The organism is Cognatazoarcus halotolerans (genome assembly GCF_009800965.1).
Lineage (GTDB): Bacteria > Pseudomonadota > Gammaproteobacteria > Burkholderiales > Rhodocyclaceae > Cognatazoarcus > Cognatazoarcus halotolerans.
Map to the genome: position 1 here is coordinate 17,182 of NZ_WUAF01000011.1, position 24,725 is coordinate 41,906.

Consider the following 24,725-nt stretch of genomic DNA (forward strand, 5'->3'; position numbering starts at 1 on the left):
GGGCTCTCCGTGGTGGATTCAGCCCGATGATACTCCGAGGTGTCTGGACCGGTGCCCTGACGCCGGCGCCAGCACCCAGGCCGAGTCGAGCGAGGCGATCGGTACCGTTGTGTCGGCTGGAATCCTGCCCGCCAGCTGCAGTTGAAGATAGCGCGCGCAGGACACCCTCAGGAACGAGGTGAAATTGGTCGGGGAGCCCACGTTGCCGGCTTCCGACAGCTCGTCGTAAAGCTTCGATACGAGCTGTGGAATCGAAAGTCCGTCGCGTTCGCCGATCTCTTCGAGTACCTGCCAGAACAGATTCTCGAGTCGCAGGCTTGTCGCAACGCCGCGCAGTCGTATCGAACGGCTGCGGCTGGCGTAGAGCTCCGGATCGGCACTGATGAAGATCTCGCACATTGTCGTCTCCGCAAGTGTCGGTGATTCATTCCAGGGCAGGGCATATGCGGCCGGACCCGCCGGGTAAACTTCAGTGTTCGATGCGGGTGCCGAGCAGCGTCAGGAACTGTGCGAGCCATGCCGGGTGACCCGGCCAAGCGGGCGAGGTCACGAGGTTACCGTCGGTCATGGCCTGGTCTACCGGCATTGCAACGTAGGTGCCCCCAGCAAGCGTTACTTCGGGGCCGCAGGCCGGATAGGCCGTGCAGCTGCGTCCTTCGAGCACCTTGGCTGCAGCGAGGAGTTGCGCACCGTGACAGACTGCGGCGACGGGTTTGCCTGCCTCGAAGAAATGGCGGACCGTCGCGATCACACGTGCATCGAGTCGCAGGTACTCAGGGCCACGTCCGCCCGGAATCACCAGGGCATCGTAGGATGAGGCAACGACATCGTCGAAGTCGGCGTTGAGGGTGAAATTGTGGCCGCGCTTTTCGGTATAGGTCTGATCACCCTCGAAATCGTGGATGGCGGTTGCGATCGTGTCGCCGGCCTTCTTGCCCGGGCATACCGCGTGCACCGTGTGGCCAACCGCGAGCAAGGTCTGGAACGGCACCATGGTTTCATAGTCTTCACAGAAATCACCGCAGATCATCAGGATCTTCTTGGCCATGTCTCGCTCCTTGGATTGTTGATACGCGTGGAAGCGTCAGTCTCCCGCGATCGGATTTCCGGTGGGTAGTAACCGGGTACCACATCGAGTCAATGGCCCGCCGAACTACCCCATATGCGCTCGAGCACCGCGTCACGGCCGCATTGGTAACGGTAGAACTTGTAGCGGACCGGATTCTTCAGGTAGTAGTCCTGATGGTAATCCTCGGCGGGATAGAAGGTGTCGGCCGCGACAATCTCGGTCTCGAGCGGTCGCTTGAACTGCAATGCTTCCAGCGCCTCCCTGGACTCCTCGGCGAAACGCTTCTGCTCTTTGTCGTGATAGAAGATCGCGGTACGGTACTGGTTGCCGATGTCGCAGAATTGCCGGTTGTGCGCGGTCGGATCTATGTTATGCCAGTAGGTGACGAGCAGCTTTTCGTAGCTTATTTTCGTCGGGTCATAGACCACCTGAACTGCTTCCGCATGACCGGTGGCACCCGAAGAAACCTCTTCGTAGGTCGGATTCGCGGTTTTTCCCCCGGTATACCCGGAGGTTGTGGATATCACACCATCGAGTTTGTCGAACGGCGGCTCCATGCACCAGAAACAGCCTCCCGCAAAGGTTGCAGTCGCACGTTCGGCTGCGGTGGCCCAAAGCGGTGCGGAAAGGGGTAGCACCACTGCCAGGGCGAGCAGCTTGACTCGGTTGATGGACATCGTCGGCTCCGGATCGGATCGTAGGGGCGGTGACGGTGCGACACCGGCGGTTCGCTTCGGTTCGATGCTGCTCTGCGTCAAAATGGTGCGTCATCGAACGTGTCAGCACCCCAAAAGGGCAAGCGGCTCACGCGTTGCGTAGTGAATCAGGCAGGTGATCCGAGAATTTCAGGGTGCAGGTAATTTGCCTGTTGTCAAACGCGATTTATGGCACATCCCATGCTTGGTGGTAATCAGGTATAAATCAGTCAGCGGAGCAAATCCGTCGCACGCTGGATCAGGAAATGTCGCCGGGAGATTCTCATGAGTACGACCGAGATCAGCATTCCACTTGCAGACGCGCGCGAGATCTATCGCGTCGATGATGTAGACCGGGCGCTCGAAGCAAGCGCTACCAGCCGTAACGAGTCATTGGCGACCTTCTACGAGCGGATGCGAACGCTCGGTGGTACGCGCTACGTGGTCAAGCCAAGCCGCAGTGACGCCCTTGACCCGCTTTACGAGCGTTGTCCGAACTTCGGCGAAGTGGTCGACGACCTGAAGAAATCGATGGCGCTGGCGGTCTCGGGCAATGAACCTGTGAGCTTTACCCCCATCTTGTTGCTTGGTGAGCCGGGTATCGGCAAAACGCACTTTGCGCGCTGCCTCGCCGACCAGATATCCACCGGCTACCAGTTCATCTCCATGAGCTCGCTCACTGCGGGCTGGATCCTGTCTGGTGCGTCGGCGCAGTGGAACCATGCACGCCCGGGAAAGGTTGCCCAGACGCTGGTCAGTGGCGAGGTGGCGAATCCCGTCATCGTGCTGGACGAGGTGGACAAAGCCGGCGGCGATTCGCGCTACGATCCCATGGGGCCGCTTTACGAACTGCTGGAGTACGACACGGCACGCCGCTTCCGCGACGAATATGTGGATATCGAGATCGATGCCAGCCACATTCTCTGGGTTACCACGGCCAACGACGATCGCAATATTCCAGAGCCGATTCTCAACCGCATGAATGTGTATACCGTGCCGAGACCGGATGCGGGTGAGTCCTACGCGATCGCGTGCCGGCTATATCGCGAACTCGTCGGAGCGCATGACTGGGGTTTTCCCGACGAGCCGCCCGAAGACGTCATGGAAGGCTTGTCGACGTTGCCCCCCCGTGAGCAACGGCGGGCGCTGCTGGCTGCGTTCGGGAATGCCAAGCTGGCGGGGCGTGACGAACTTCAGATTGAGGACCTTGACGCATTGAGATCTGCTCGGAAACGCAAGATCGGCTTTTGACCGCCGGGCAGGGCGCATGCATGGCAGGCAAGCGTAAAGGGTTTTGTCGCCGTGAAACACCTCAGGACGTTTCGTTATCGGCTTTGCGGCGCCCACTGGCAGCGCGGTAGAACGCTTCGCAGGCGTCGATGAAATCCTTGGTGCTTTTGGGCATGGGTACGCGGGCGCGGGTAATGTAACTGATCAGATCGACCCCCCTTCTGATCAGATGAATACCCTCGCTGCTTTCGCGCTCATCGATGTCGGCAGCGTCGTCCGCCAGGTGTGGAGCAAAGCCGGTGACTTGTTGAGCGGCAACCACGAAGGTGGACCAGACGTCGAAAATGGCCGGATCGGTTCGAAGCGTTTCGCACTTGATCTTTGCCGCTTCGGCATAGGCCCGCAGGTGCGGCGCAATACCGGGCCCGAACATGTCCAGGCCGCTGAGGGTTTCGATGAGCGTTTCAGTGATGCGGTCGATGTCCCGCATGGTCATGGCGATCTTTACGTAGCGGCTCTCGTAGAACGCGTCGATCGGCATCGTGAATGCCTTGAACGGTTCACCCCAGAGTTCGTCGATCCCTTCCTCGCCGCTGCGGTGCTGGACCAGCCGGCCCAGGGTGAGCGCATCCTGCAGGCACTTGCCACATTCGCGCATCAACTGGTTGTCGGACTGGATTTCGACGCCCAGAGCTTGCAGTTCGACGAGCTTTGTGAAGATGTCCGTGGCACGGTTGAACAGTGATCCGGCGAGCATTGCCCCCTTGATACGCTTGCGCGCGGGGTCGGTTTCGGTATCGTAGGCGGTTCGTGCCGCTTCCAGCCGGGAGCCGGGAATGTTCAGGCCGTGTTCGACATGATTGAACAGGCGTCGCGTTAGCCCCTCGATCAGTCTTTTTTTTGCCTTCAGTGTGTTCGCCGGCGGATCGTAGGCCTTGATCCAGTAACCGTAATAATAGGTGCGATCCTGCCCGTCGATCACCTTGCGGGTGCCTAAGGGGATGCTTTCGTTCATCGTCGCGTCAACTCCGGGTGCTAGGCGTGTTGCCTGCAAGAAGCGAAGTTTAGGCCAAGCCTGAGTGCGCTGCACCATAACTTTTTGGTGCTGAGCGGAACAATGCGATCGAGCGGCCCCCGCGCCCGGGCTGTGCGGGGGCCGCTCGCTTGTCAGGCGGCTGCGAGTGCCTGTTCGAGATCCGCAAGAATGTCGTCGATGTGTTCGATACCGACCGACAGACGGACCATGTCGGGGGATACGCCGGCGCGGGAAAGTTCGTCGGGCGACAATTGCCGGTGGGTGGTCGATGCGGGATGGCAGGCGAGGGACTTTGCATCGCCGATATTGACGAGACGGGTAACGAGCTTGAGTGCATCCTGGAAGCGTGCGCCCGCCTCGAAGCCGCCCTTGACCCCGAATGAGAGGATGCCCGAGGCGCGCCCGCCCATGTACTTTTCAATCAGCGGGAAATCCTTGTGGTCGGGTAGTCCGGCGTAATTTACCCAGGCAACCTTCGCGTGCTTCTGCAGGAAGGTGGCGACCCGGCTGGCGTTTTCACAGATCCGATCCATCCGCAACGCCACGGTTTCGATGCCTTGCAGGATCATGAAGGCATTGAACGGGCTGATTGCCGCACCCATGTTGCGCAGCGGCACGACGCGGGCACGTCCAATGTACGCAGCAGGGCCAAGCGCTTCGGTGTAGACGACGCCATGGTAGGACACGTCGGGTTCGTTGAGTCTGCGGAAGCGTGCCTTGTGGTCCGCCCAGGGGAATTTCCCTGAGTCCACGATGACGCCACCGATCGAATTTCCGTGGCCGTTCATGTATTTGGTGAGTGAGTGCACCACGATGTCGGCACCGTGCTCGAAAGGTCGACACAGATATGGTGTCGGGACTGTGTTGTCGACAATGAGCGGAATGCCGTGACGATGGGCGAGCGCGGCAAGCTGCTCGAAATCGGTGACGTTGCCAAGTGGATTTCCCACCGATTCGCAGAAGATGGCCTTGGTGCGTGCGTCGATGAGGGGCTCGAAACTCTGCGGGTCACGATAGTCCGCGAAGCGCACTTCGATTCCGACCTGCGGGAAGGTGTGCGCAAACAGATTGTAGGTGCCGCCATAGAGCGTCGAAGCGGAGACGATGTTGTCGCCTGCTTCGGCGATGGTCTGGATCGCGTAGGTGATGGCGGCCATGCCCGACGCCAGCGCAAGTGCGCCCACGCCTCCTTCCATTGCCGCGACGCGCGCTTCCAGCACGGCCTGGGTCGGGTTCATGATGCGGGTGTAGATATTGCCCTGGACCTTGAGATCGAACAGGTCCGCCCCGTGCTGCGTGTCGTCGAAAGCATAGGAGGTGGTCTGGTAAATCGGTACCGCGACTGCCTTGGTCGTGGGGTCCGGACTGTAGCCGCCGTGCACCGCGAGCGTTTCGAGCTTCATGTGTCTCATTCTCCTGTCTGGTGGGATGTCGGCGGAGTATAGCCAAAGCCGCGTCGGACAGGCGGCAGGGGGCCGCGCGGCAGTTCTGCCGAGACACGCGCATTGTGCACCTGCAGATTGCATCTTTGTCCGAAAGATCAATAATGTCGGGCATGTAGCGCAGCCGCCCTGCTGCAGGACAGCCCCAACGCTGGATCAAATAGAGGTGGCACGCTACATAGGCATGGTCCGATTCGCGGAGGAGGGGACATGGAACATCGTAATAAAAGGGCCACGTGGCTCGAGCTTGCCGTTGCTCCAATCTGGCGGCGCGACAAGTTTGTCGTCAAGGTTCATTCGTTGCTGCAGCGTACCGAACAGTGCTTCGTACTTTCTGTAGACGAGCGCTGGCTGTGTTCGGGGGAAGGTAAGCTGACGGTATTTCGCAGTGGAGATGCCGTTGATCGATTTCTCCAGTTGCTGGGAATCACCGTGCGGCAGGAGGGAGCGCCGGTAAGCGATGTGGCCGACGAGGCATGCGGTCATCACTGCATGCAGCTGCAGGGAGATCATCTGGCTTATTGTGTGCTGAATGACCCGACGATCGAATGCCGCGAATCCGGGAGGGCGGTGCGGCGACACCGTATTCAGTCGGCACCGTCGAGAGCCTGTTTCATCAGCGATGCCGTGTGATCGTCGTAGGCGACCAGCAGGACCCGTTCAAGAGTCGTGTTGTTCGTCTCGAACATCTTGATGGTTCGTACCGCGATCCTGCAGGCTGTGGCGGCTGGGTAACCATAGACGCCGCAGCTGATCGCGGGGAAGGCGATTGTGCGAATTGAGTGGGCGGCCGCGAGCACGAGGCAGCTGCGATAGCAACCCGCAAGCAGGTCGGCCTCACCTTTGTTTCCGCCCTGCCATACCGGCCCGACGGTGTGGATGATCCATTTGCTTGGCAGTGCGAAGGCCGGGGTGATGCGGGCTTCGCCGGTGGGGCAGCCTCCGATCGTTCGGCAGTGAGCGAGAAGCGCCGGGCCCGCGGCGCGGTGTATCGCCCCGTCAACGCCGCCCCCGCCCAGTAGCGACGAATTGGCTGCATTGACGATCGCGTCGGTCGTCAGGCGGGTGATGTCGGCCTTTATGGTTTCGATCCTTAAGTCGCTCATTGGCTTTTCCCTGCTTGCATGCGGCCGGGTTGGGCTGGGCTGCATTTCCAGTATGGCTGTGCTGAGGGTCATTGGGCGATACCCGGTTGTCGGCCCACGCCGCCCGACTCATTGGATACTGTCGCATTGTTCTGCGATGGACGATTTTGTTATTCTCAGCCGCTATGGCGGAGATGGATATATTGCCCGCGATTTCCGTCCTAAGGTCCAGTGAGCAAGCGGAGAACATTGATGGCAAGCAGCAAGACCCCAAGTGCACGGGCGCGGCGCGTGACGACGAAGTCGGTTCCCCTTTCCCCTGCGAACGTGACCCCGGTGTCGCCCAAGCCTGCGGCAGCGCTTGAGCCTGCAGGTCTGAAATCGGCGAGGATCGCACCTTCTGCCATGAGTGATTCCGGCGTCACTGGTGTCATCGTTCAGGATGGCGCGAGAGCGGTCGCGGCTAGTTCGGTTCAGACCGGTGCGAAAGGGGGGGCGCAACCCGCTGCGTCGACTCCTGACCGGAAGGCCGGAAAAGTGATTGTGGGCAAAACGGCGATCGAGAAAAAAACGCCCGCTGTGCGTGCGGCCAAGCCGCCTGTAAAGAAGATGGCGTTGCAGGTAATCGAGAAGGGCAAGGAAAAACGCGAAAAGGTGGTGCGGGATTCGTTTTCGATGCCCAAGACGGAGCATGCCGGACTCAAGACCTTACGTACCGAATTGGCCAGGGCTGGACGAATCTGTACAAAATCCGAATTGTTGCGGGCCGGGCTTCGGTTGGTATCGGGGCGTTCGATCGAAAGTCTCGTCAAGTTACTCGATTCACTTCCAGTGGTACCAAAGGGGAAGAGCGCCAAGAAGTAGGGGAATGATGCTGCGTGATGGCGCGTGCGGCATTTCGTGGGCCTGGCCTTTGCCCGCGCCAGGTCGGGTTTATTCGGAAAGAAGCCAGTTACGCCGGGCAAGCGTGCCGGTTACGGTTCTTGCGATGTCCTCGAGTGCCTGCGCGGTGGTGCCTTCGGTGAGGGTGTGACTGATGGCGCGCCATAGAATCGTACCGTCGGATGCGTTGATCAGCTGGCTTTCGACGCTGACGGCAAGTGCCTCGACGATGCGCGGTGGCGTTGCGTCAAATGGCGTGAGCGGCGCATGCCAGAAGGGGGACGGCCGCCACCCCGGGGGCCAGCCCCACATCCAAGGGTCGCCATATCCGTAGGGTATGGCCGGATACCGGACAAGACGCTTTTCAACGCCGGCGATGCGCAGCAGCAAGATTCTGTCGAAACCGTCGCGCGAAATACGTGCACGGACGGCGGCCTCGGTGGGTTGGCCGTCGATGCCCTGCCGATGGGCTGGGCTCGCGTGGTTGGCCGGCGCAATGTCGGCAACGGCCTGGTTCTCCGTGGTCATTCGGAGATTTGTATCCGTCGCGGAAACCATGACCAGCAGTTTTTCCCCGGGCCAGCCCGGAGTAGTGGGGGCCTCGCTGCTGAAGCGGGTGCTCGCGCAGGCGCTGAGCAGGGCCGACAGGATGATGAGCGCAAGCCGGCCAGATCTTTGCATGTACATCGTCATCGTGGGTTACCGTGGTGATCTTTTTCGCAGCGCCGTCGGGCGGCGCGAATCCCGAACTCGATGGCTCTATGACTCGTGCGCCTCAATGAAAATCCCGGCTGACTGTAACAAGACGTCCAAGTAGTGCAGTGTGATCCACCACCCGGCTGGCGATCAGGTGTACGACCTTCCCCTGGCGACTGACCTGCCCGAAGACTCCCAGCAGTCGGGCGCTGAGCAGTTCTCTGCGCTGACGGTCGAGCAGCTCTGGCCTCACGATGATGTTGGCAAGGCCACTTTCGTCCTCGAGGGTGATGAACAGGGTGCCTTTGGCGGTGCCCGGGCGTTGTCGGCAGGTCACGATGCCGGCGGTTCGAGCAAGTTGCCGGTCCGCGCAGTCGAGTATCTGGCGGGCGCTCAGAAAGCGCAGTTCACACAAGCGTTTGCGCAGCAGGGCCAGCGGATGACGACCCAGGGTGAAGCCGAGCTGTGCGTAGTCCCTCGTCAGACTCTGGGTTTCGGTTTCGGCGGGCAGGGACAACATGCTTTCGCGCACCGGGGCCGTCTGAAGTACTCCGGTGTCGGGGCGCAGGGCCGCTGCCTGCCACAAGGCCTGTCGGCGATGTCCCGCGAGTGCATCAAGGGCACCGGCCGAGGCAAGAAGGCGTAGCTCATGTACATCGAGTCCTGCCCGTCTGGCGAGTTCGTCTACGTCATGAAAGACACCATCTTCGAGACGGCTTCGCGAGATGCGCTGGGCGGCTGCTTCCGGCAGGCCCTTGATCATCCGCAGGCCGAGTCGTGCCGCGGGGCGCTCGCCGAGGCGGAAACCGGAAAGCGGATCGCTTGCGCAGGATGTGACGGCATCCGGCTCGAGCGTTTCGAGCTGGCAATCCCAATTGCTGCGGGTCACGTCCGCGCCGCGTATCTGGACACCGTGGCGGCGCGCGTCCTGGATCAGCTGGGAAGGAGAATAGAAGCCCATCGGCTGGCTGTTGAGCAGGCTGCACAGAAAGGCTGCGGGCTCGAAACGCTTGAGCCAGGCCGAAAAATACACCAACAGTGCAAAACTGGCGGCGTGCGATTCGGGAAAGCCATAGCTGCCGAAGCCCTGGATCTGGCGGCAAAGCTGCTCGGCGAATTCAAGGCTGTAGCCGCGATCGAGCATGCCGCGAACGAGCTGTTGCTGGTATTGCTCGAGTTCGCCCTGGCGACGCCATGCGCCCATCGAGCGGCGTAGCTGATCGGCCTCGCCGGGCGTGAATCCGGCGGCTGCCACGGCCAGTTGCATGACCTGTTCCTGGAAGATCGGCACACCCAGGGTGCGTTCGAGCACTGCGCGGATCTCCGGTCGCGGCCATTCGATGGCTTCTTCTGCCTCGAGTCTGGCACGCGCCTCGAGATAAGGGTGGACCATGCCGCCCTGGATGGGGCCGGGTCGTACGATTGCGACCTCGACCACCAGATCGTAGAAACAGCGGGGCTTGAGACGCGGCAGCATGGTCATCTGGGCGCGCGATTCGACCTGGAACACGCCGATCGAATCGGCGTCGGAGAGCATCTCGTAGACACCTGGAACCTCTTTGGGAATGCTGGCCAGTCCGAAAGGGCGACCACGCCAGCCGGCGACCATGTCGAGGCAGCGGCGCAGTGCGCTGAGCATGCCCAGCGCCAGGACATCAACCTTGAGCAATCCCAGGGCATCGAGATCATCCTTGTCCCACTGGATGATGGTGCGATCCGGCATGGCGGCGTTCTCGACCGGCACCAGTTCATCAAGCCGGCCGCGGGCGATCACGAAGCCGCCCACGTGCTGGGAGAGATGGCGCGGAAAACCGATCAGCGTGCGGACCAGCCCGAGCAGTTTCATGATGGTCGGACTGGTGGGGTCGAGTCCGGCCTCGAGCAGGCGTTCGGGCGGAATCGATTTTCCATCCCACCAGAAATGGTCGCGGGTGAGACGTTCGATCCGGTCGAGCCCGATGCCGAGCGCCTTGCCAAGGTCGCGCAGGGCACTGCGTGGCCGGTAGGTGATGACCGTAGCGGCGAGCGCCGCCCGTTCCCGGCCGTAACGCTGGTAAAGGTATTGGATGACCTCCTCGCGGCGCTCATGCTCGAAATCGACATCGATGTCGGGCGGTTCGTTGCGTTCGGCGGAAATGAAGCGTTCGACCAACATGATGCCCAGTGCGGGGTCGACCTCGGTAATGCCCAGCGCCCAGCACACGGCCGAATTGGCTGCTGATCCGCGGCCCTGGCACAGGATGCCGTTGTTGCGGGCGAAGCGCACGATGTCGTGGACCGTCAGGAAATAGGCTTCGTAATTGAGTTCGCCGATCAATGCCAGCTCATGCTCAATCTGCTTGCGCACTTCGGGAGGGGCGGGATCGATATCGGCAGGCGGTCTGGCGTCCGGGCCGGGGGCAGGGGCCGAGCCGTACTGATCCGCACCTGAATGGCGCCAGATCAGTCCGCCTTCGGTGAGTTGTCTGAGCCAGCGGGCAGGTGTTTGGTTGGCAGGGACGAGTTCGTCGGGATATTCGTAGCGCAGTTCGTCCAGCGAAAAACGACATCGCGCGCTGATCTCGAGGGTTGCGGCCAGCAGCGCGGGAGGGTAGCGACGGGCCAGCGCGCCGCGGCTGTGCAGCCGGCGTTCGGCGTTGGCCTGCAAGGCGAGGCCGCTGGCGGAAATGGTGGTGCGCAGACGTATCGCACCAAGCGCGTCGGCCAGCGGTCGGCGGGCGGCGACATGCATGAGGATGCCGCCGGCTGCAACCAGCGGCAGGCCGGCAGTGACCAGCGTCTCGAGGCGGCGTGCGTGGTCGGCGTTGCGGGTGTGTGCAACCGCGAGCCAGCAGCGGTCGACAAAGCGCGCCTTCAACCATGCAGCATGTTCCCCGAGGAGGTTGGCGGTACCCGCTCCCTGGGACGGGATCAGCAGCGCGAGGCAATCGGGCAGGCCTTGGTCGAGTTCGTTGCGGCTGATGTAGTAGCTACCTTTCGGGGCGGTGCGCCTCGCCTGGCTGATGAGCCGGGAGAGATGGCCATAGCCGTTGCGATTGCAGGCCAGCATGACGAGGGTCGGGCCGTCCGAGAGCGTGAGTTCGCAGCCTACGATGAGGCGCAGCGGGAGGGCCGCCTTGCGGATCGCCAGATGGGCGCGGACCACCCCGGCCAGCGAACACTCATCGGTCAGTGCGAGAGCCCGGTAGCCGAGCTCGGCCGCGCGCATGACCAGCTCCTCCGGATGGGAAGCGCCGCGAAGGAAACTGAAATTGGAAAGGCAGTGGAGTTCTGCGTAGTCCGGGAATGGCATCTTTTAACTGTACAAAAATACAGTTTTTAGTCAAGCCTCGTCTGCAGTGGAATTGTTGTCCAGAGTTTTCGTGGAAAATCTTGTGGATAAATTGTGTGCGTTGCACAAAAACCCTTTCGCCGAAAGGCATTGCATGGCTTGCACCATATTGCAGCAGTTCGGCGAATTCCACGTATACAGGGCGTTTCAAGACTGCTGCGATCCCCCTTCCGGCAATTCGTTTTATCCCCGGTCACGGTGGGGCTTCTTGTGGATAAGCTGTGTGGCGGCGCTTCATCTCTTTCATTTTCATAAGGAAAAGGTGCTTGCCACAGAATGCGGCAAGGCCGCGATTGCTGCATGGCAGCGTCTGCTTGGGACGCGTGGCGCGGGTTTATCCCCGGCTGACGTGTGCAGTCTTGTGGACAAGCTGTGAGTGATGCCAACATGGCCTTGTCCGGACTGGTGCTCCAAGCGTTGCTCAAAATTTAGGCGTTGATCGAGGCTGCCGCTAGAATCGGGGCTTCCCGATCTTTCGCATCCCTTTTACTGGCGACGCTCATGAATGCACCGATCCGTTATCGCATCCAGCCGATTCGTCCCGAAGCGCATTTGTTCTCGGTGTGTTGTGAAATCGCCGATCCGTCACCCAAGGGGCAGATTTTCAGCCTGCCGGCCTGGATTCCGGGCAGCTACATGATTCGCGAGTTCGCCCGCAATATCGTCAGCATCACGGCTGAATCGGACGGACACTCCATCCCCCTGCACAAACTTGACAAGCACACCTGGCGCAGCGGCCCGGTAGCTGTCGGGCGCCCGTTGCGGGTTTGCTACGAAGTGTATGCATGGGATCTGTCGGTGCGCACTGCACACCTCGACCAGACTCATGGATTTTTCAACGGGACGAGCGTTTTCGTGCTGCCTGAGGGAATGGCGGAGCGTGAGTGCCTGGTCGAGATCGTTCGTCCCAAGGGTGATGCCTACAAACACTGGGCGGTGGCTACCGCCATGGACGAGGCTCGCGGACATAGTGGGGCCGCGCGCCGGCACGGGTTTGGTCTATACCGTGCGGCTGGATACGATGAGCTCATCGATCATCCGGTCGAAATGGGCGAGTTCACGCTTGCCTCTTTCGAGGCTGGCGGGATTCCTCACGAAATTGTCCTTACAGGGCATCACGATTGTGATCTCGAGCGGCTGTGTGCCGATCTGAGCCGTGTCTGCCAGTGGCAGATCGATCTCTTCGGGGCGCCACCACCGATGAGCCGCTATCTGTTCCTCACCATGGTGGTCGGGGAGGGCTATGGCGGCCTCGAGCATCGCGCCTCGACAGCTCTGCTGACAAGCCGCGACGATCTCCCGTATCGCGGCATGAAAGGTAGCAGCGACGGTTATCGCCAGTTTCTCGGCTTGTGCAGCCACGAGTATTTTCATAGCTGGAACGTCAAGCGCATCAAGCCCGCGGCGTTTGTTCCCTACGACTTGTCGCATGAGAACCATACGCGCTTGCTGTGGGCTTTCGAAGGCATCACCTCGTACTACGATGATCTGGCGCTGGTCCGCTCGAAGGTGTTTTCGGCGGAGGAATATCTCGCCCAGGTCGCGAAGACCGCCAACAACGTATTGCGCGGCAGCGGCAGGCACCGTCAGAGCGTTGCCGAATCCTCGTTCGACGCCTGGACCAAATACTATCGGCAGGATGAGAACGCGCCCAACGCGATCGTCAGTTACTACACAAAGGGGGCCTTGATTGCCCTATGCCTCGATCTGCAGCTTCGCATCGCGACCAAGGGGCGCCAGAGCCTCGACGATCTGATGCGGGCCATGTGGGTGCGTTACGGCAAAACCGGTGTTGGCGTGCCCGAGGATGGGGTTTTCGAATTGCTGGCCGAGATGGCGGGCTCAAGGCTCGCGCACTGGCTTCGAAAGGCGGTGGAAGGTACCGAGGATCTGCCATTGGTGCGCCTGCTCAAGGCTGTGGCGGTCAGTGTCCGGCATGTGCCTGCCGGTACGCTTGGTCGCATCGGGGTGAAGCTCGCGAGCGGTGAAAAGGTGAAACTCGCCAGTGTCTATGACGGAGGTGCGGCCCAGGAAGCTGGACTTTCGGCTGGCGACGTGATTATCGCGATGGATGGTTTGAAGGTGTCGACTTCATCGTTTGAAACGCGGCTCCTGCGGGTGTCGTCCGGAGAGACGGTCCGGATTCACGCCTTCCGGCGGGACGAGCTCATGACGTTTGACCTCGTGCCGGTCGATCCTCCCGCCACGGAACTCAGTCTCGGATTGAGCGAACGGGCGAAGTCTGATGCGCTCGCCTTGCGCAGGGCGTGGTTGGGCGTTTGACGGTCGGCAGCGCTTCGGCCAAAAGATATAACAATTGCAACATGGATTCCTTGGCGTGTTGCCGGCCGATCCGCGCAATAGAATGGGTCTTCCGTCCACAAGGCTGGCAGACGATACCCATGGCCGACCTGTCGCTCGAATCGGTTGAACTTGAAATCATCGAGATCCTCAGGGAATCGGGGCTCGATTTTTCGTCACTTGATCTTGTCGAAGAAACGCTCAGGGCCACAGGAAAAGCCGGGGACGACATCTTCTCGCCCGAATCCAGCGAAATTCTTTATCACCTGTTCGAGCTGCGCTCGGCGTTGCGCACGAACCCGGATTTTTTTGAGCTTGGCCGATCCGGCCAAGTGTCCTGATCGGGCGCCTATTGCTGCAGCGGGGCAAGATCGGCAGTGTGAAAACCGTATGTACCGCTTTGCCGATCATCGAAATAGCGCTTCAGCGTAAAGTGAATCGACCTGAAGGCAATGTCTTCCCAGGGAATCTCGTCTTCGGAAAACAGACGGACCTCGAGTGATTCCGTGCCAGGCCCGAAATCCAGATCGATCAGCCGGGCGCGATAGAAAAGGTGTACCTGGCTGATGTGAGCAATATTCACTAGGCTGAACAGGGCGCCTACCTCGATACGCGCACGCGCCTCTTCTTCGGTTTCACGTGCGGCGGCCTCGGCGGTGGTTTCCCGGTTTTCCATGAAGCCGGCGGGTACCGTCCAGAATCCGTATTGCGGTTCTATGGCACGGCGGCAAAGCAGGATCTTGTCTTCCCATTCGGGCAAGGCGCCGACCACCACCTTCGGATTCTGATAGTGGATCGTCCCGCAAGCTTCGCAGACATGACGAGGCAAGGTGTCGCCATCCGGAATCTTCAGGGCGACGCTGGCACCGCATGATGAGCAGAAGCGCATTTCCGGTCACGGGAGATTGATCACGGCCCAATTCTAGCCGGAAAACGCCTGTCCAGCGGCTTGTCGTCACTGTTGAGTCGTCCCGCTCGAGCAGCCGCTAAAGTTCGACCGGGTGGACCCGTTACCCAGAGCGGGGCCGCTTGAGCGCAAAGCGTTTGGGGCGCCGGTTAAAACCCAGCCATCGGTCGAACGGATATGCCGCCAATCGTGAATGTCAGTGAGTATGAGCGTCTCAAGGCGACGGGCGAACTGCCCTCGCCCAAGGGCGTTGCACTGGCGATCATCCGCAAGACACGCGAGGAGAACCTCTCGCTGGGTGAGCTTGCGGCGGTCATCAAGACCGATCCGGCCTTCGTCGCGCGATTGATCAAGGCCGCAAACAGTCTCGTAAACGGCGCCAGACGTCCTGCTGCATCGGTTCAGGACGCATTGATGGTGATTGGCTTGCCTGCCGTGCGGACGATGGCGCTCGGATTCTCGCTGATTTCCAATTATCGAAACGGCAAGTGCGCCGGCTTTGACTATGGCGAATTCTGGTCACGAAGCCTGTTGATGGCTCTCGCCGCCCAGCTGATCACCCGGCGGACGCGGGCCGCGCCAGCCGATGAGGCGTTCTGCCTGGGGCTGCTCGCGACTGTCGGTGAGCTTGCGCTGGCGACGCTCTATCCCGAGGAGTACGGCCAGCTTCTGAAGGAGCACAGGGCCCTCGGCGGTGTTTCCCTGAAAGAACTGGAGGGGCGGCGCTTTGCCATGAACCATTCCGAACTCGCCGTGGCGATGCTTTCGGACTGGCAATTGCCGGATGTCTTCTGTGAGGCAGTGGGGCGTTTCGAGGAAACTCAGGAGATCGATTTCCCGGAGGGTGGTCGTGAGTGGCTCCTTGCGCACATGCTTGCACTGGCAGCGCAGATTTCGGGGGTCTGCCTAGCCCATCCCGGTGATCGCCCTTCCTTGATGCCGATGCTGCTGGAACGGGGGGCGCTGCTCGGCTTGGACGAGGTGTCGCTTCTTGCGCTATGCGATCAGGTGGTAGCCGAGTGGCGGGTCTGGGGGGCGCTGCTCTCGGTTGGTTCTGCGGAGGTGCCGCCGTTCGCAGATCTGGCGAAAGTCGCCGGTGACCGTGCCCCTTCCGATTCGTCTTTGATGGCTGTCCCGAGTATCGGACTCGACGGGTCTCCCGAAACAGCGACCGCTGCCGAGGGGGGGCTGAGCGTCATCGTGGTCGATGACGACGCGTCGAGCAGGTCATTGTTAAGAGGTGTGCTCGAACGCGCGGGGCACCGGGTCTTCGAGGCTGAGGACGGGCGCAGCGGCCTTGAGCTCGCGCTTGAAGTGCAGCCCCAGATGATGATCGTGGATTGGATCATGCCCCAGATGGACGGGCTCGAGCTGACGCGGAATCTTCGCCAGACCCGAATCGGGCGGGGTATCTATGTCCTGATGCTGACGTCCCAGGACGACGACGAGTGCCTGATCGAAGCGCTCGAGAACGGCGCCGACGATTTCGTGACCAAACCGTTGCGGCCAAGGGTGCTGGCTGCGCGGCTGCGAGCCGGGCAGCGCGTCATCCGCCTGCAGCAGGCGATCCAGAAGGACCAGGAGGAGATACGTCACTTCGCGGCCGAGCTGGCGGTCACCAATCGTCGCCTGCAACAGGTGGCGCTGACGGACTCCTTGACCGGCTTTCCGAACCGCCGCTACGCGGTGGACCGAATCCAGCAGGAATGGGCGTCTTCGACACGTACCGCGCGGCCAATGTGTTGCATGGTCATTGATATCGACCAGTTCAAGATCGTCAACGACACGTTCGGCCACGATGTCGGCGATGCGGTGCTCAGCCAGGGAGCCGCCGCCATCAAGAAGTCGCTCAGGGCGCAGGACGTGATCTCCAGAACCGGCGGCGACGAATTCCTCGTCATCTGCCCGGACACCAGTATGGAAGCGGCTCTGATCTGTGCGGAGCGCGTTCGACGATCCGTCGAGCGTCTGAGTATTGCGATCGACGATCAGGTGTTGCGCGTCACGATAAGTGTCGGCGTCGCGATCAGGGACCGGACCATGACTGATCCCGACGCACTGATCAAACGGGCTGACGAAAGTTCGTATGTTGCCAAGGCGCAGGGGCGCAATCGCGTTGCGGCAATCCAGCTGGAAAGTCGCGAGTCATCGTCGGCTCCCAGGCTGGGAGCGGCCGGTTGAGGGATATCGGTTCCGCAGCCAGCCCCCTTCTGCCTATTTTTGTAAGTAAAAACCCTACAAAAATACCGCTTTTAATCCGACTCAAGTTTCGGGCTGCACCCGGTGTTGCCGTTTTGCCGTTTACGAGAAGCTTTCATCATCCAAGATAAAGACGCGGCAGTGAGGTCAGCCATGCAAACGACCGGACTTCAGGAAGAAATCAGGGATCTGAATCTCGCCTACTTGATGCTCGCACAGCAGATGCTGCGAGAAGATCGCGAAGCCGCGATGTTCCGTCTCGGAATTGGCGCAGACGTGGCGGAGCTCGTGCTTGGACTTTCCCCGGCTCAGCTCGTGAAGACCTCGAACAGCCAGATGATGCTGTGCCGCTTCCGTTTCGATGACAGCACCCTCTTCGGATTGCTTTCCGGGAACGGTCGTCAGGCCGCCACGGCTGGCGTGCATGCAGCAATCATCGCGGCAAGCAAACCCGTCGCCGTACTGGCCTGAGCGCGAGCGAACAGATGCGCAACAAGAGCGTGATCCAGGAGGCGGAGGATATCCAGCGGGCTGTAGACATGATCCAGCTCGGCGCCCGAATGCAAATGCTCGAAGCCGAAACCAAGCTGAGCAGGGAGCGGCTCCTCAAACTCTACAAGGAAGTGCGTGGCGTATCTCCACCGAAGGGGATGCTCCCGTTTTCAACCGATTGGTTCATGACGTGGCAGCCAAACGTGCATTCGTCGCTGTTCATGTCGCTCTATCGCTTCATGTGTGACACCACCGGACTGTCCGGGCTTGATGCGATTACCAAGGCCTATCGCCTCTATCTCGAGCACATTGCTGCCGACGATATGGAAGAGGTGCTCAGCCTTACGCGGGCGTGGACCCTGGTTCGTTTTTTCGATGCCGATCTTCTGCAGCTTGCGACCTGCTCGGCATGCGGCGGCCGGTTTGTGGCTCATGCCTACGATCCGACCCACGATTACGTCTGCGGCCTTTGCAATATGCCTTCACGGGCAGGCAAGGGACGCCGTTCAGGCTCCGCTCAGGAGCCGACAACCCGCTGACCTCCTCCTTGCTCGGCAAGGGGTTTTAGCGCCGCTGCCTGTCAGCGGCGTTTTTTCGTCCACGTCCCGGAGAAGCCAGCGTGCAACTTTCGGGGGCTCAAGTTTTTCTTGGCAGGGCCGATAGCGATGACGAGAGACTGCTCAGCGCCAGGATGATGCCGGGCAGGGTGGACAAGAAAAAACGGGAAGGTATCGATGTTCCTCATCATCGGATATGTGCTGATCCTTGCGGCGTCGCTTGGTACCTACGCGGTGCACGGAAGTCTTGGGGCGCTCTGGGTTCCGACCGAATACATTGCCATCGTCGGCCTCATGATTGGTGGTTTCGTGGCCGGCAACGGGATCAAGGCCATCAAGGCCACGGTTGGTGCATTGCCCGGCGTATTCAAGGGGTCTGCGTACACCAAGGCGTTCTACATGGACCTCCTGGCGATGATGTTCGAGCTTCTGTCCAAGGTCCGCAAAGAAGGCTTGATGTCGATCGAGGGCGACGTGGAAAACCCGGAATCGAGTCCGATCATTTCCAAGTACCCCGCGTTCCTCGCGGATCACCATGCGGTCGAGTTCCTTACCGACTACCTGCGCATGATGGTCGGTGGAAACCTCAATGCTTTCGAACTCGAGAACCTGATGGATATCGAGATCGAGACGCACCACGGCGAAGCTCATGTGCCCGTCCACGTCGTCTCCAAGGTGTCCGATTCGGTGCCTGCGTTCGGTATCGTCGTGGCGGTGATGGGCGTGGTGAACGTGATGGGTTCGGTCGGCGAGCCGCCTGCCGTGCTGGGCAAGATGATTGGTGGCGCGCTTGTCGGCACCTTTCTCGGCATCCTGATTTCATATGGCTTCGTGGCGCCGATTGCCGGCCAGCTCGAACAGAAGATGGAAGAGGGCGGCAAGATCTACCAGTGCATGAAGGTAGTGCTGCTTGCGAGCATGAATGGCTATGCGCCTCAGGTCGCGATCGAGTTCGGCCGCAAGGTGCTCAACTCGACGGAGCGCCCGACCTTCCAGGAACTGGAAGAAGACGTAAAGAGCCGCAAGGGCTGATGCAACAGGCAGACAGCGGGAAACGCGACGGATCCGTTAGTGCATGAGCGACGATACCCAACAACCAATTGTCGTCAAACGCATCAAGAAAGGCGGCGGTGGGGCCCATGGCGGCGCCTGGAAAATTGCCTACGCCGACTTCGTGACAGCGATGATGGCCTTCTTCCTGCTGATGTGGCTGCTCGGATCGACCGCGCAGGGTGACCTTGAGGGCATCGCCGAATTTTTTCAGAATCCGCTCAAGGTTGCCATGGAAGGCGGTTCGGGCAGCGGCGACAGCTCGAGCATCATCAAGGGTGGTGGCGAAGACCTCACCCGGTCGGTGGGGCAGGTCAAGCGAGGGGATGTCGAAGGCAACAAGAGCATCAATCTTGATGCGGCCAAGGGAGGCCCCGATCAGCTGCCCGATGTGCAGCCGGCGCAGAGTCCCGAACTGGAAGATGCCAGGAAGGCCCTCGAACGCCAGGAGCGCACGCGTCTGATCGACCTGAAGGGTCAGATCGAGGCGATCATCGAGGCGAGCGCAACCCTGAGGCAGTTCAAGAATCAGCTGCTGATGGACATCACGCCCGACGGGCTGAGGATCCAGATCGTCGACGAGCAGAGCAGGCCGATGTTCGACCAGTCGAGCGCCACCCTCAAGCCGTACACCCGCGAGCTGCTGCAAGCGATTGGCCGCACGCTGAACAGGGTGCCCAACTCGATCAGTCTGACAGGCCACACTGATGCTACGAAATATGCGGGCGGCGAGGGCGGATTCAGTAACTGGGAGCTTTCCAGCAACCGCGCGAACGCATCCCGAAGGGAGTTGGTCGCCGGAGGTCTTGCGCCCGAGAAGGTCGTCCGTGTGGTTGGTTTGGCAGACACCGTACCTTTCGATCCTGCCGATCCGGCGGCGCCGGCCAACCGACGTATTGCCATTGTCGTGCTGAATCGGCGCGCCGAGGCAGCTACGGGTGGCCAGCCCGAAACCTTGCGCCTTGATTCAGCACGCCCGGTCGTATCCGAAGAGGTTCAGACGGACATTCAGTCGGCGATAGAAACAGCGCCTCAAGACTCGGAGATGGAGGCCGGGCCACCGGTCGAGCGGCGCAGTTTCCGCGAACGCTATCGGGCTCTGGGTGGGCGCTAGGGACACCCGCTCAGCGTAGGGTGCAGCCTAAAGTTGCGATGCGCCATGCCGTTATCAGCAACGAGAAATTGATCAACCGACCAACAGGTTTCCGATGTCCAGATCCAATCACCTCAGACGTGTCCTTGCAGCACTGGCTTGGTCGGTGCTGGTCGCGACCGTACTAGAAATTCTGCCCGCGTTTCCTGGTGCCCAGCTGCTGGCCGTGATACTCACGACTGCAGTTTGGTGGTTGATCGCCGCCCGATCGATGGCGGTAAAGGTCGAAGTGCCGGACGAGGCCGCCGATGCCCTGCATGCAGACGAAGTCGCCATTGGCGATGCGGCCGAGGCCTGCGGCAGCGACATCGGGGATCAGATAAGTTCGCTAAGGAATGAGCTTGCGCGGGTGCAGGAGTTGCTCGGCACCGCAATCGTTGACCTTACTTCCAGTTTTTCGGGCATGACCGACCACACGCATGCGCAGCAGGCACTTGCCATCAGGGTTTCTCGGGGCAGTGATGGCGATGATGGGCGCCAGCTGTCCGACTTTGTCGATCACACGGTCGGAGTGATGAAGGGGATCGTCGAAAGTGTCGTGACCAACAGCAAACTCGGTATGGAGCTGGTTGAAGTGACCGACGGGATCTCGAAGAGCGCAGCCGAAATCGAGGCGATCCTCGGGGAGATTGGTGCGATCGCAAAACAGACCAACCTCCTGGCGCTAAACGCAGCCATCGAGGCCGCCCGAGCGGGCGAGGCGGGGCGCGGTTTTGCGGTGGTGGCGGACGAGGTGCGGGATTTGTCGAACCGGACCGGCCAGTTCAGTCACCAGATCGGAAAGGTTATTGCGACGATGCGTGCAAAGGTGCGCGAAACCGAACAAGCGATCTCGCGTATGGCTTCGCAGGACATGAGTTTCGCAGTCGAGTCCAAGGAGCAGGTATCGGAAGTCTTTCAGCGGATCGATCAGCTCAATCAAGATCGTGACGCGGCCATCGCACAGCTCGGCGAACATGCGGACCAGCTGGATGCCCAAGTGTCTCAGGCGGTTACAGCACTGCAGTTCCAGGACATGGTTTCCCAGTTGCTGGCACATGCCAACCGCAGGGTGGAGGCGCTGGATGCAGTGACAAGAGAGTTGGCGGTTGTGCCGGCAACATGTTTGCGAGCACGCCAACGAACCGATCTCGAGCCACTCGCGGACCGTCTTGCCACTGCTCGCAGAGAGTTGGTCGCAATCGGCACGCCGCCGGTGGCTCTCACGTCCAGCCAGCATGCCGGCGGCGCTGGCGATGTCGAATTGTTCTGAATTTGAATTACAGGAATACGAATATGGCAAAAACCGTTCTTACAGTCGATGACTCGGCCTCCATTCGACAGATGGTGTCGTTTACCCTCAAGAGCGCCGGCTACGAAGTTGTCTCGGCGAACGACGGCATGGACGGCCTCGAAAAGGCCAAGGCTCGGCAGGTGAACCTGGTGCTGACCGACCAGAACATGCCGCGCATGGACGGCTTGTCCTTGATCAAGACCCTGCGTGGCCTGCCTCAGTACAAAGCCGTGCCGATTCTGATGCTGACCACCGAATCGTCCGATGCAATGAAGTCCCAGGGGCGTGCTGCCGGTGCCACGGGCTGGCTGGTCAAGCCGTTCGACCCGCAAAAACTGATCGAGCTGGTCCGCAAGGTCATCGGCTGATCAGCGGCGGCACTGATTTCGGGGAGGGTGCGATGGCCATCGAAATGAGCCAGTTCTATCAGGTGTTCTTCGAGGAGGCCGCCGAACATCTTGCAGCGATGGAAAGTCTGTTGCTTTCCATGGATATCGACAATCCCGATGAGGAAGAACTCAACGCAGTTTTTCGCGCAGCCCATTCCATCAAGGGCTCGAGTGGCACTTTCGGCTTTACCGACATGGCGGAAGTTACCCACGTCATGGAAACGCTGCTCGACATGGTGCGCAAGGGCGAGGCGCGACCCAGCAGCGACATGGTGGATGCCTGCCTGGTGGCGGGCGACGTATTGCGTAACCTGCTGGGCGCGCATCGGGGTGAGAACGAGGCGGATCGGGAGGCGGCCCTGGCGATCTGCGGTCGGCTCGAGCAACTCTGTCGCGCGCTTTCCCAGGATGCTGCCGAGGGGTCGCTTGGCTCTGTGGGCGAAGGACCCGTGGCCGGCGGCAATGACTTCGAACTGAACTTCGTTCCGGACGAAGCGATCCGCACCAACCCGGCGCTGGCCGAGAATCTGCTTGCCGAGCTCGGCGGGCTGGGGACCGTTGTCTCGAGTGACACGGGCGAGGAGCGCGCTCATTGGCGGGTGCGAATCCAGACTGATGAGAGTGCAGACAGTCTGCGCGGCGTGATCGAGTTCGTGGCTGCCCCCGGAAGTGTCATGATCCTGCCGGCGAATGTCGGCATCCTGTCGTCCGACGAAGACGGTGCGTACGGCTTTTTCGAGCCGGTGCAGGCTGATGATGCTGACGAAGCCTACGGTTTCTTCACCGAGTTGCCGCCATTGCCAGGCGGTGCAGATGATTCGGCGGGCGAGACTGCCTATGGTCTGTTCGAGCCCGCTCCAGCCAAACCCTCCACGCCCCCAGTTGCCGAAGAAGCGGATGACGGCAGTTTCGGTCTTTTTGCGCCCCTCGAGGCGTCGACACCTGTCGCAAAACCGGAAGTGGTCACCGGGACGGCAATCGAGGCCCTGCCTGCACCTGCCGTCGCTGCGCCGACGCCCAGCAAGATGGCAAAGCCGACGGGCGATTCGGGTTCGATCCGGGTAGGCGTCGAGAAGGTCGATCAGATGATCAACCTCGTCGGCGAGCTGGTGATCACCCAGGCGATGCTGACCCAGGCTGCAAGCAGGGTTGATCCGGTGCTGCACGAACGCCTTGTCAACGGTCTTGCACAACTCGAGCGCAACACCCGGGATCTGCAGGAATCGGTGATGTCGATCCGGATGATGCCTATCTCGGTCGTCTTCAGCCGGTTCCCGCGGGTGGTTCGCGACATCTCGCAAAAGCTCGGAAAGCAGGTCGAACTCAAGATGAGCGGCGAGAGCACCGAGCTCGACAAGGGTCTCGTCGAGCGTATTACCGATCCACTCACCCACCTGGTGCGGAACAGCCTGGATCACGGAGTCGAGTCGCCGGAACGCCGCATCGAAGCGGGCAAGCGGCCTTCCGGCACGATCACGCTGCGCGCCTATCACCAGAGCGGCAATATCGTGATCGAGGTCGGTGATGACGGTGCCGGGCTCAATCGTGCCAAGATTCTCTCGAAGGCCCGCGAGCGCGGTCTGCCCGCGCACGACGGAATGAGCGATGCCGAAGTCTGGCAGCTGATCTTCGAGCCGGGTTTTTCCACCGCCGATCAGGTGACCGAGGTCTCCGGTCGTGGTGTTGGAATGGACGTCGTCAAACGCAACATTGCGTCATTGGGCGGTCGTATCGAGATCGAATCGATGGGCGGGGTAGGCACCCGCATGACGGTGCGACTGCCGCTTACGCTTGCGATTCTCGACGGCATGTCGGTCGGGGTGGGGGCGGAAACCTACATCGTTCCGCTTGGCTACGTAATCGAATCGCTGCAACCGACGCCGGCCATGATGTGCAGCATTTCCGGCGCCGATCGGCTGGTTCAGGTACGGGGTGACTACCTTCCGGTCATTTCGCTGCGCGAGATCTTCAATGTTGCAGGCGCTCAGCAAGACCGGACCAAGGGAATCATGGTCATTCTCGAGGCCGACGGCGCGAGAGCGGCGCTTTTTGTCGACGCGCTCATTGGTCAGCATCAGGTCGTGATCAAGAGCCTCGAAGCAAACTATCGTCGGGTGCCAGGCATTTCCGGCGCGACGATCATGGGTGATGGTCACGTGGCGCTGATCCTCGACGCGGCTGCGCTGGTGTCGATGGCGCGTCGCGCGCTGCCGGCTGCCGCCTGACTTTCTGCCGGGACGATGACCCACAGCTGTCGGGTCTTCCCGACGGCTGCGGTGGCCAGCCGATGGCCCCGGGCCATGGGCTGGCAGAACCGTAGAAAGCACTCCGGAATTCCGCGCGAAACCCTTCAGGAACACCGCATCAGGCCGTAAACAGGACTGAATGCAAACCCGGAGCGCCACCCATGGCTCACTCAAACGAAGCACACCGCGCAGATGCCTTGCCTGACACGGCCTTGGTCCAGGAATACCTTACTTTCACGCTCGGATCCGAGGAGTACGCCATCGATATCCTCAAAGTGCAGGAAATCCGCGGCTACAACGCGGTGACAACCATCGCCAATGCGCCAACGTTCATCAAGGGTGTGATCAACCTGCGGGGCGTGATCGTGCCGATCGTCGATCTGCGTATCAAATTCGGAATCGGCTCGGTCGAATACACCCCGTTCACCGTGGTCATCATTCTCAACCTCGGTGAGCGTGTGGTCGGTGCCGTGGTCGATAGCGTGTCCGACGTCATCGCGCTCGGGAGCGATCAGGTGCGCCCGGCGCCTGATTTTTCTTCGCAGGTCGGTGCGACCCATATTTCCGGTCTCGGCACGGTCGATGACCGGATGCTCATCCTGATTGATATCGAACGCCTGATGCTGTCTTCCGAGATGGCTCTGGTCGATGAGGCAGTGGCCTGACGGTCGGCTGAAGAGGAGTTTTCGCAC

The 24,725-nt window shown here is 60.8% G+C and carries 24 protein-coding genes; 15 read left to right on the top strand and 9 right to left on the bottom strand.

The window, feature by feature from the left end; translation table 11 throughout:
- Window positions 1-18: 18 nt before the first annotated feature.
- The 3 genes from GQB03_RS14370 to msrA all read right to left on the bottom strand — a co-directional run bounded on the left by GQB03_RS14370 (window position 19) and on the right by msrA (window position 1,746).
- Window positions 19-399, bottom strand: coding sequence for a ribbon-helix-helix domain-containing protein (locus GQB03_RS14370; RefSeq protein ID WP_159690710.1), 381 nt, complete (start codon window positions 397-399; stop codon window positions 19-21).
- Window positions 400-469: 70 nt separating this feature from the next.
- Window positions 470-1,048 (bottom strand): DJ-1/PfpI family protein, encoded by a 579-nt coding sequence (locus tag GQB03_RS14375; RefSeq protein ID WP_159690713.1) that lies wholly within the window; start codon window positions 1,046-1,048, stop codon window positions 470-472.
- An 89-nt stretch (window positions 1,049-1,137) separates the two neighbouring features.
- Window positions 1,138-1,746 carry a peptide-methionine (S)-S-oxide reductase MsrA gene (gene msrA, locus GQB03_RS14380; protein ID WP_159690715.1) on the bottom strand — a complete coding sequence of 203 codons (609 nt, stop codon included), beginning with the start codon at window positions 1,744-1,746 and terminating at the stop codon, window positions 1,138-1,140.
- 303 nt (window positions 1,747-2,049) lie between these two features.
- Between msrA and GQB03_RS14385 the strand changes: the two genes are divergently transcribed.
- The gene (locus tag GQB03_RS14385; protein WP_159690718.1) at window positions 2,050-3,015 is read left to right on the top strand and encodes an AAA family ATPase; all 966 of its coding nucleotides are present in this window, start codon (window positions 2,050-2,052) and stop codon (window positions 3,013-3,015) included.
- 61 nt (window positions 3,016-3,076) lie between these two features.
- Here GQB03_RS14385 and GQB03_RS14390 read toward each other — a convergent pair whose 3' ends face one another.
- Window positions 3,077-4,009 (bottom strand): hypothetical protein, encoded by a 933-nt coding sequence (locus GQB03_RS14390; protein ID WP_159691175.1) that lies wholly within the window; start codon window positions 4,007-4,009, stop codon window positions 3,077-3,079.
- A gap of 152 nt (window positions 4,010-4,161) precedes the next feature.
- Window positions 4,162-5,433 carry a bifunctional O-acetylhomoserine aminocarboxypropyltransferase/cysteine synthase gene (locus tag GQB03_RS14395; RefSeq protein ID WP_159690721.1) on the bottom strand — a complete coding sequence of 424 codons (1,272 nt, stop codon included), beginning with the start codon at window positions 5,431-5,433 and terminating at the stop codon, window positions 4,162-4,164.
- Window positions 5,434-5,682: 249 nt separating this feature from the next.
- On the opposite strand from GQB03_RS14395, the gene GQB03_RS23235 reads away from it, so the two are divergent.
- A complete protein-coding gene (locus tag GQB03_RS23235; RefSeq protein WP_235027072.1) occupies window positions 5,683-6,105 on the top strand; it encodes a hypothetical protein in 423 nt (140 codons plus the stop codon).
- Here the strand turns inward: GQB03_RS23235 and GQB03_RS14405 are convergent.
- Window positions 6,060-6,578, bottom strand: a complete 519-nt coding sequence (locus GQB03_RS14405; RefSeq protein WP_159690727.1) for an O-acetyl-ADP-ribose deacetylase — start codon at window positions 6,576-6,578, stop codon at window positions 6,060-6,062. The two genes, GQB03_RS23235 and GQB03_RS14405, sit on opposite strands and share 46 nt — an antisense overlap.
- Before the next feature lie 231 nt (window positions 6,579-6,809).
- On the opposite strand from GQB03_RS14405, the gene GQB03_RS14410 reads away from it, so the two are divergent.
- Window positions 6,810-7,421, top strand: coding sequence for a hypothetical protein (locus tag GQB03_RS14410; protein ID WP_159690730.1), 612 nt, complete (start codon window positions 6,810-6,812; stop codon window positions 7,419-7,421).
- Window positions 7,422-7,490: 69 nt separating this feature from the next.
- On the opposite strand, the gene GQB03_RS14415 is transcribed toward GQB03_RS14410, so the two are convergent.
- Both GQB03_RS14415 and GQB03_RS14420 read right to left on the bottom strand, forming a co-directional pair.
- The gene (locus GQB03_RS14415; RefSeq protein WP_159690733.1) at window positions 7,491-8,120 is read right to left on the bottom strand and encodes a DUF4136 domain-containing protein; all 630 of its coding nucleotides are present in this window, start codon (window positions 8,118-8,120) and stop codon (window positions 7,491-7,493) included.
- A 94-nt stretch (window positions 8,121-8,214) separates the two neighbouring features.
- Window positions 8,215-11,427: an error-prone DNA polymerase gene (locus GQB03_RS14420; protein ID WP_159690736.1), complete on the bottom strand. Its 3,213-nt coding sequence runs from the start codon at window positions 11,425-11,427 to the stop codon at window positions 8,215-8,217.
- 70 nt (window positions 11,428-11,497) lie between these two features.
- On the opposite strand from GQB03_RS14420, the gene GQB03_RS14425 reads away from it, so the two are divergent.
- The 3 genes from GQB03_RS14425 (at window position 11,498) to GQB03_RS14435 (ending at window position 14,108) form a co-directional block, all read left to right on the top strand.
- Window positions 11,498-11,842: a hypothetical protein gene (locus GQB03_RS14425; RefSeq protein ID WP_159690739.1), complete on the top strand. Its 345-nt coding sequence runs from the start codon at window positions 11,498-11,500 to the stop codon at window positions 11,840-11,842.
- 125 nt (window positions 11,843-11,967) lie between these two features.
- Window positions 11,968-13,749 (top strand): M61 family metallopeptidase, encoded by a 1,782-nt coding sequence (locus tag GQB03_RS14430; protein ID WP_159690742.1) that lies wholly within the window; start codon window positions 11,968-11,970, stop codon window positions 13,747-13,749.
- Between the two features lie 119 nt (window positions 13,750-13,868).
- Window positions 13,869-14,108 (top strand): hypothetical protein, encoded by a 240-nt coding sequence (locus GQB03_RS14435; protein WP_159690745.1) that lies wholly within the window; start codon window positions 13,869-13,871, stop codon window positions 14,106-14,108.
- 8 nt (window positions 14,109-14,116) lie between these two features.
- On the opposite strand, the gene GQB03_RS14440 is transcribed toward GQB03_RS14435, so the two are convergent.
- Window positions 14,117-14,656, bottom strand: a complete 540-nt coding sequence (locus GQB03_RS14440; protein ID WP_159690748.1) for an NUDIX hydrolase — start codon at window positions 14,654-14,656, stop codon at window positions 14,117-14,119.
- 207 nt (window positions 14,657-14,863) lie between these two features.
- On the opposite strand from GQB03_RS14440, the gene GQB03_RS14445 reads away from it, so the two are divergent.
- The 9 genes from GQB03_RS14445 to GQB03_RS14485 all read left to right on the top strand — a co-directional run bounded on the left by GQB03_RS14445 (window position 14,864) and on the right by GQB03_RS14485 (window position 24,698).
- On the top strand, window positions 14,864-16,855 hold the full coding sequence (locus GQB03_RS14445) for a diguanylate cyclase (RefSeq protein ID WP_235027073.1): 1,992 nt from the start codon (window positions 14,864-14,866) through the stop codon (window positions 16,853-16,855).
- 171 nt (window positions 16,856-17,026) lie between these two features.
- Entirely contained in the window at window positions 17,027-17,344 is a 318-nt protein-coding gene (gene flhD / locus GQB03_RS14450; protein ID WP_159690754.1) for a flagellar transcriptional regulator FlhD, read from the top strand.
- Between the two features lie 14 nt (window positions 17,345-17,358).
- Window positions 17,359-17,904 carry a flagellar transcriptional regulator FlhC gene (gene flhC, locus GQB03_RS14455; RefSeq protein ID WP_159690757.1) on the top strand — a complete coding sequence of 182 codons (546 nt, stop codon included), beginning with the start codon at window positions 17,359-17,361 and terminating at the stop codon, window positions 17,902-17,904.
- A 195-nt stretch (window positions 17,905-18,099) separates the two neighbouring features.
- Window positions 18,100-18,954 carry a flagellar motor stator protein MotA gene (motA, locus tag GQB03_RS14460; protein WP_159690760.1) on the top strand — a complete coding sequence of 285 codons (855 nt, stop codon included), beginning with the start codon at window positions 18,100-18,102 and terminating at the stop codon, window positions 18,952-18,954.
- 43 nt (window positions 18,955-18,997) lie between these two features.
- Complete coding sequence (motB, locus tag GQB03_RS14465) at window positions 18,998-20,086, top strand: flagellar motor protein MotB (RefSeq protein WP_159690763.1); 1,089 nt, start codon at window positions 18,998-19,000, stop codon at window positions 20,084-20,086.
- A 94-nt stretch (window positions 20,087-20,180) separates the two neighbouring features.
- Window positions 20,181-21,377, top strand: a complete 1,197-nt coding sequence (locus tag GQB03_RS14470) for a methyl-accepting chemotaxis protein (protein WP_159690766.1) — start codon at window positions 20,181-20,183, stop codon at window positions 21,375-21,377.
- Window positions 21,378-21,400: 23 nt separating this feature from the next.
- Window positions 21,401-21,766, top strand: coding sequence for a response regulator (locus tag GQB03_RS14475; protein WP_159690769.1), 366 nt, complete (start codon window positions 21,401-21,403; stop codon window positions 21,764-21,766).
- A gap of 32 nt (window positions 21,767-21,798) precedes the next feature.
- Window positions 21,799-24,012, top strand: coding sequence for a chemotaxis protein CheW (locus GQB03_RS14480; RefSeq protein ID WP_159690772.1), 2,214 nt, complete (start codon window positions 21,799-21,801; stop codon window positions 24,010-24,012).
- A 182-nt stretch (window positions 24,013-24,194) separates the two neighbouring features.
- Window positions 24,195-24,698, top strand: coding sequence for a chemotaxis protein CheW (locus tag GQB03_RS14485; RefSeq protein ID WP_159690775.1), 504 nt, complete (start codon window positions 24,195-24,197; stop codon window positions 24,696-24,698).
- Window positions 24,699-24,725: the final 27 nt, after the last annotated feature.

Excerpts from the sequence above, each read along its gene's own strand:
- GQB03_RS14430 (WP_159690742.1), top strand. The coding sequence starts at position 11,968 with ATGAATGCACCGATCCGTTATCGCATCCAGCCGATTCGTCCCGAAGCG.
- GQB03_RS14470 (WP_159690766.1), top strand. The coding sequence starts at position 20,181 with ATGTCCAGATCCAATCACCTCAGACGTGTCCTTGCAGCACTGGCTTGG.
- GQB03_RS14375 (WP_159690713.1), bottom strand. The coding sequence starts at position 1,048 with ATGGCCAAGAAGATCCTGATGATCTGCGGTGATTTCTGTGAAGACTAT.
- GQB03_RS14405 (WP_159690727.1), bottom strand. The coding sequence starts at position 6,578 with ATGAGCGACTTAAGGATCGAAACCATAAAGGCCGACATCACCCGCCTG.
- GQB03_RS14370 (WP_159690710.1), bottom strand. The coding sequence starts at position 399 with ATGTGCGAGATCTTCATCAGTGCCGATCCGGAGCTCTACGCCAGCCGC.
- GQB03_RS14480 (WP_159690772.1), top strand. The coding sequence starts at position 21,799 with ATGGCCATCGAAATGAGCCAGTTCTATCAGGTGTTCTTCGAGGAGGCC.
- motA (WP_159690760.1), top strand. The coding sequence starts at position 18,100 with ATGTTCCTCATCATCGGATATGTGCTGATCCTTGCGGCGTCGCTTGGT.
- flhD (WP_159690754.1), top strand. The coding sequence starts at position 17,027 with ATGCAAACGACCGGACTTCAGGAAGAAATCAGGGATCTGAATCTCGCC.
- flhC (WP_159690757.1), top strand. The coding sequence starts at position 17,359 with ATGCGCAACAAGAGCGTGATCCAGGAGGCGGAGGATATCCAGCGGGCT.
- GQB03_RS14395 (WP_159690721.1), bottom strand. The coding sequence starts at position 5,433 with ATGAAGCTCGAAACGCTCGCGGTGCACGGCGGCTACAGTCCGGACCCC.
- msrA (WP_159690715.1), bottom strand. The coding sequence starts at position 1,746 with ATGTCCATCAACCGAGTCAAGCTGCTCGCCCTGGCAGTGGTGCTACCC.
- GQB03_RS14385 (WP_159690718.1), top strand. The coding sequence starts at position 2,050 with ATGAGTACGACCGAGATCAGCATTCCACTTGCAGACGCGCGCGAGATC.
- GQB03_RS23235 (WP_235027072.1), top strand. The coding sequence starts at position 5,683 with ATGGAACATCGTAATAAAAGGGCCACGTGGCTCGAGCTTGCCGTTGCT.
- motB (WP_159690763.1), top strand. The coding sequence starts at position 18,998 with ATGAGCGACGATACCCAACAACCAATTGTCGTCAAACGCATCAAGAAA.
- GQB03_RS14410 (WP_159690730.1), top strand. The coding sequence starts at position 6,810 with ATGGCAAGCAGCAAGACCCCAAGTGCACGGGCGCGGCGCGTGACGACG.
- GQB03_RS14420 (WP_159690736.1), bottom strand. The coding sequence starts at position 11,427 with ATGCCATTCCCGGACTACGCAGAACTCCACTGCCTTTCCAATTTCAGT.
- GQB03_RS14390 (WP_159691175.1), bottom strand. The coding sequence starts at position 4,009 with ATGAACGAAAGCATCCCCTTAGGCACCCGCAAGGTGATCGACGGGCAG.
- GQB03_RS14475 (WP_159690769.1), top strand. The coding sequence starts at position 21,401 with ATGGCAAAAACCGTTCTTACAGTCGATGACTCGGCCTCCATTCGACAG.
- GQB03_RS14485 (WP_159690775.1), top strand. The coding sequence starts at position 24,195 with ATGGCTCACTCAAACGAAGCACACCGCGCAGATGCCTTGCCTGACACG.
- GQB03_RS14415 (WP_159690733.1), bottom strand. The coding sequence starts at position 8,120 with ATGCAAAGATCTGGCCGGCTTGCGCTCATCATCCTGTCGGCCCTGCTC.
- GQB03_RS14435 (WP_159690745.1), top strand. The coding sequence starts at position 13,869 with ATGGCCGACCTGTCGCTCGAATCGGTTGAACTTGAAATCATCGAGATC.
- GQB03_RS14440 (WP_159690748.1), bottom strand. The coding sequence starts at position 14,656 with ATGCGCTTCTGCTCATCATGCGGTGCCAGCGTCGCCCTGAAGATTCCG.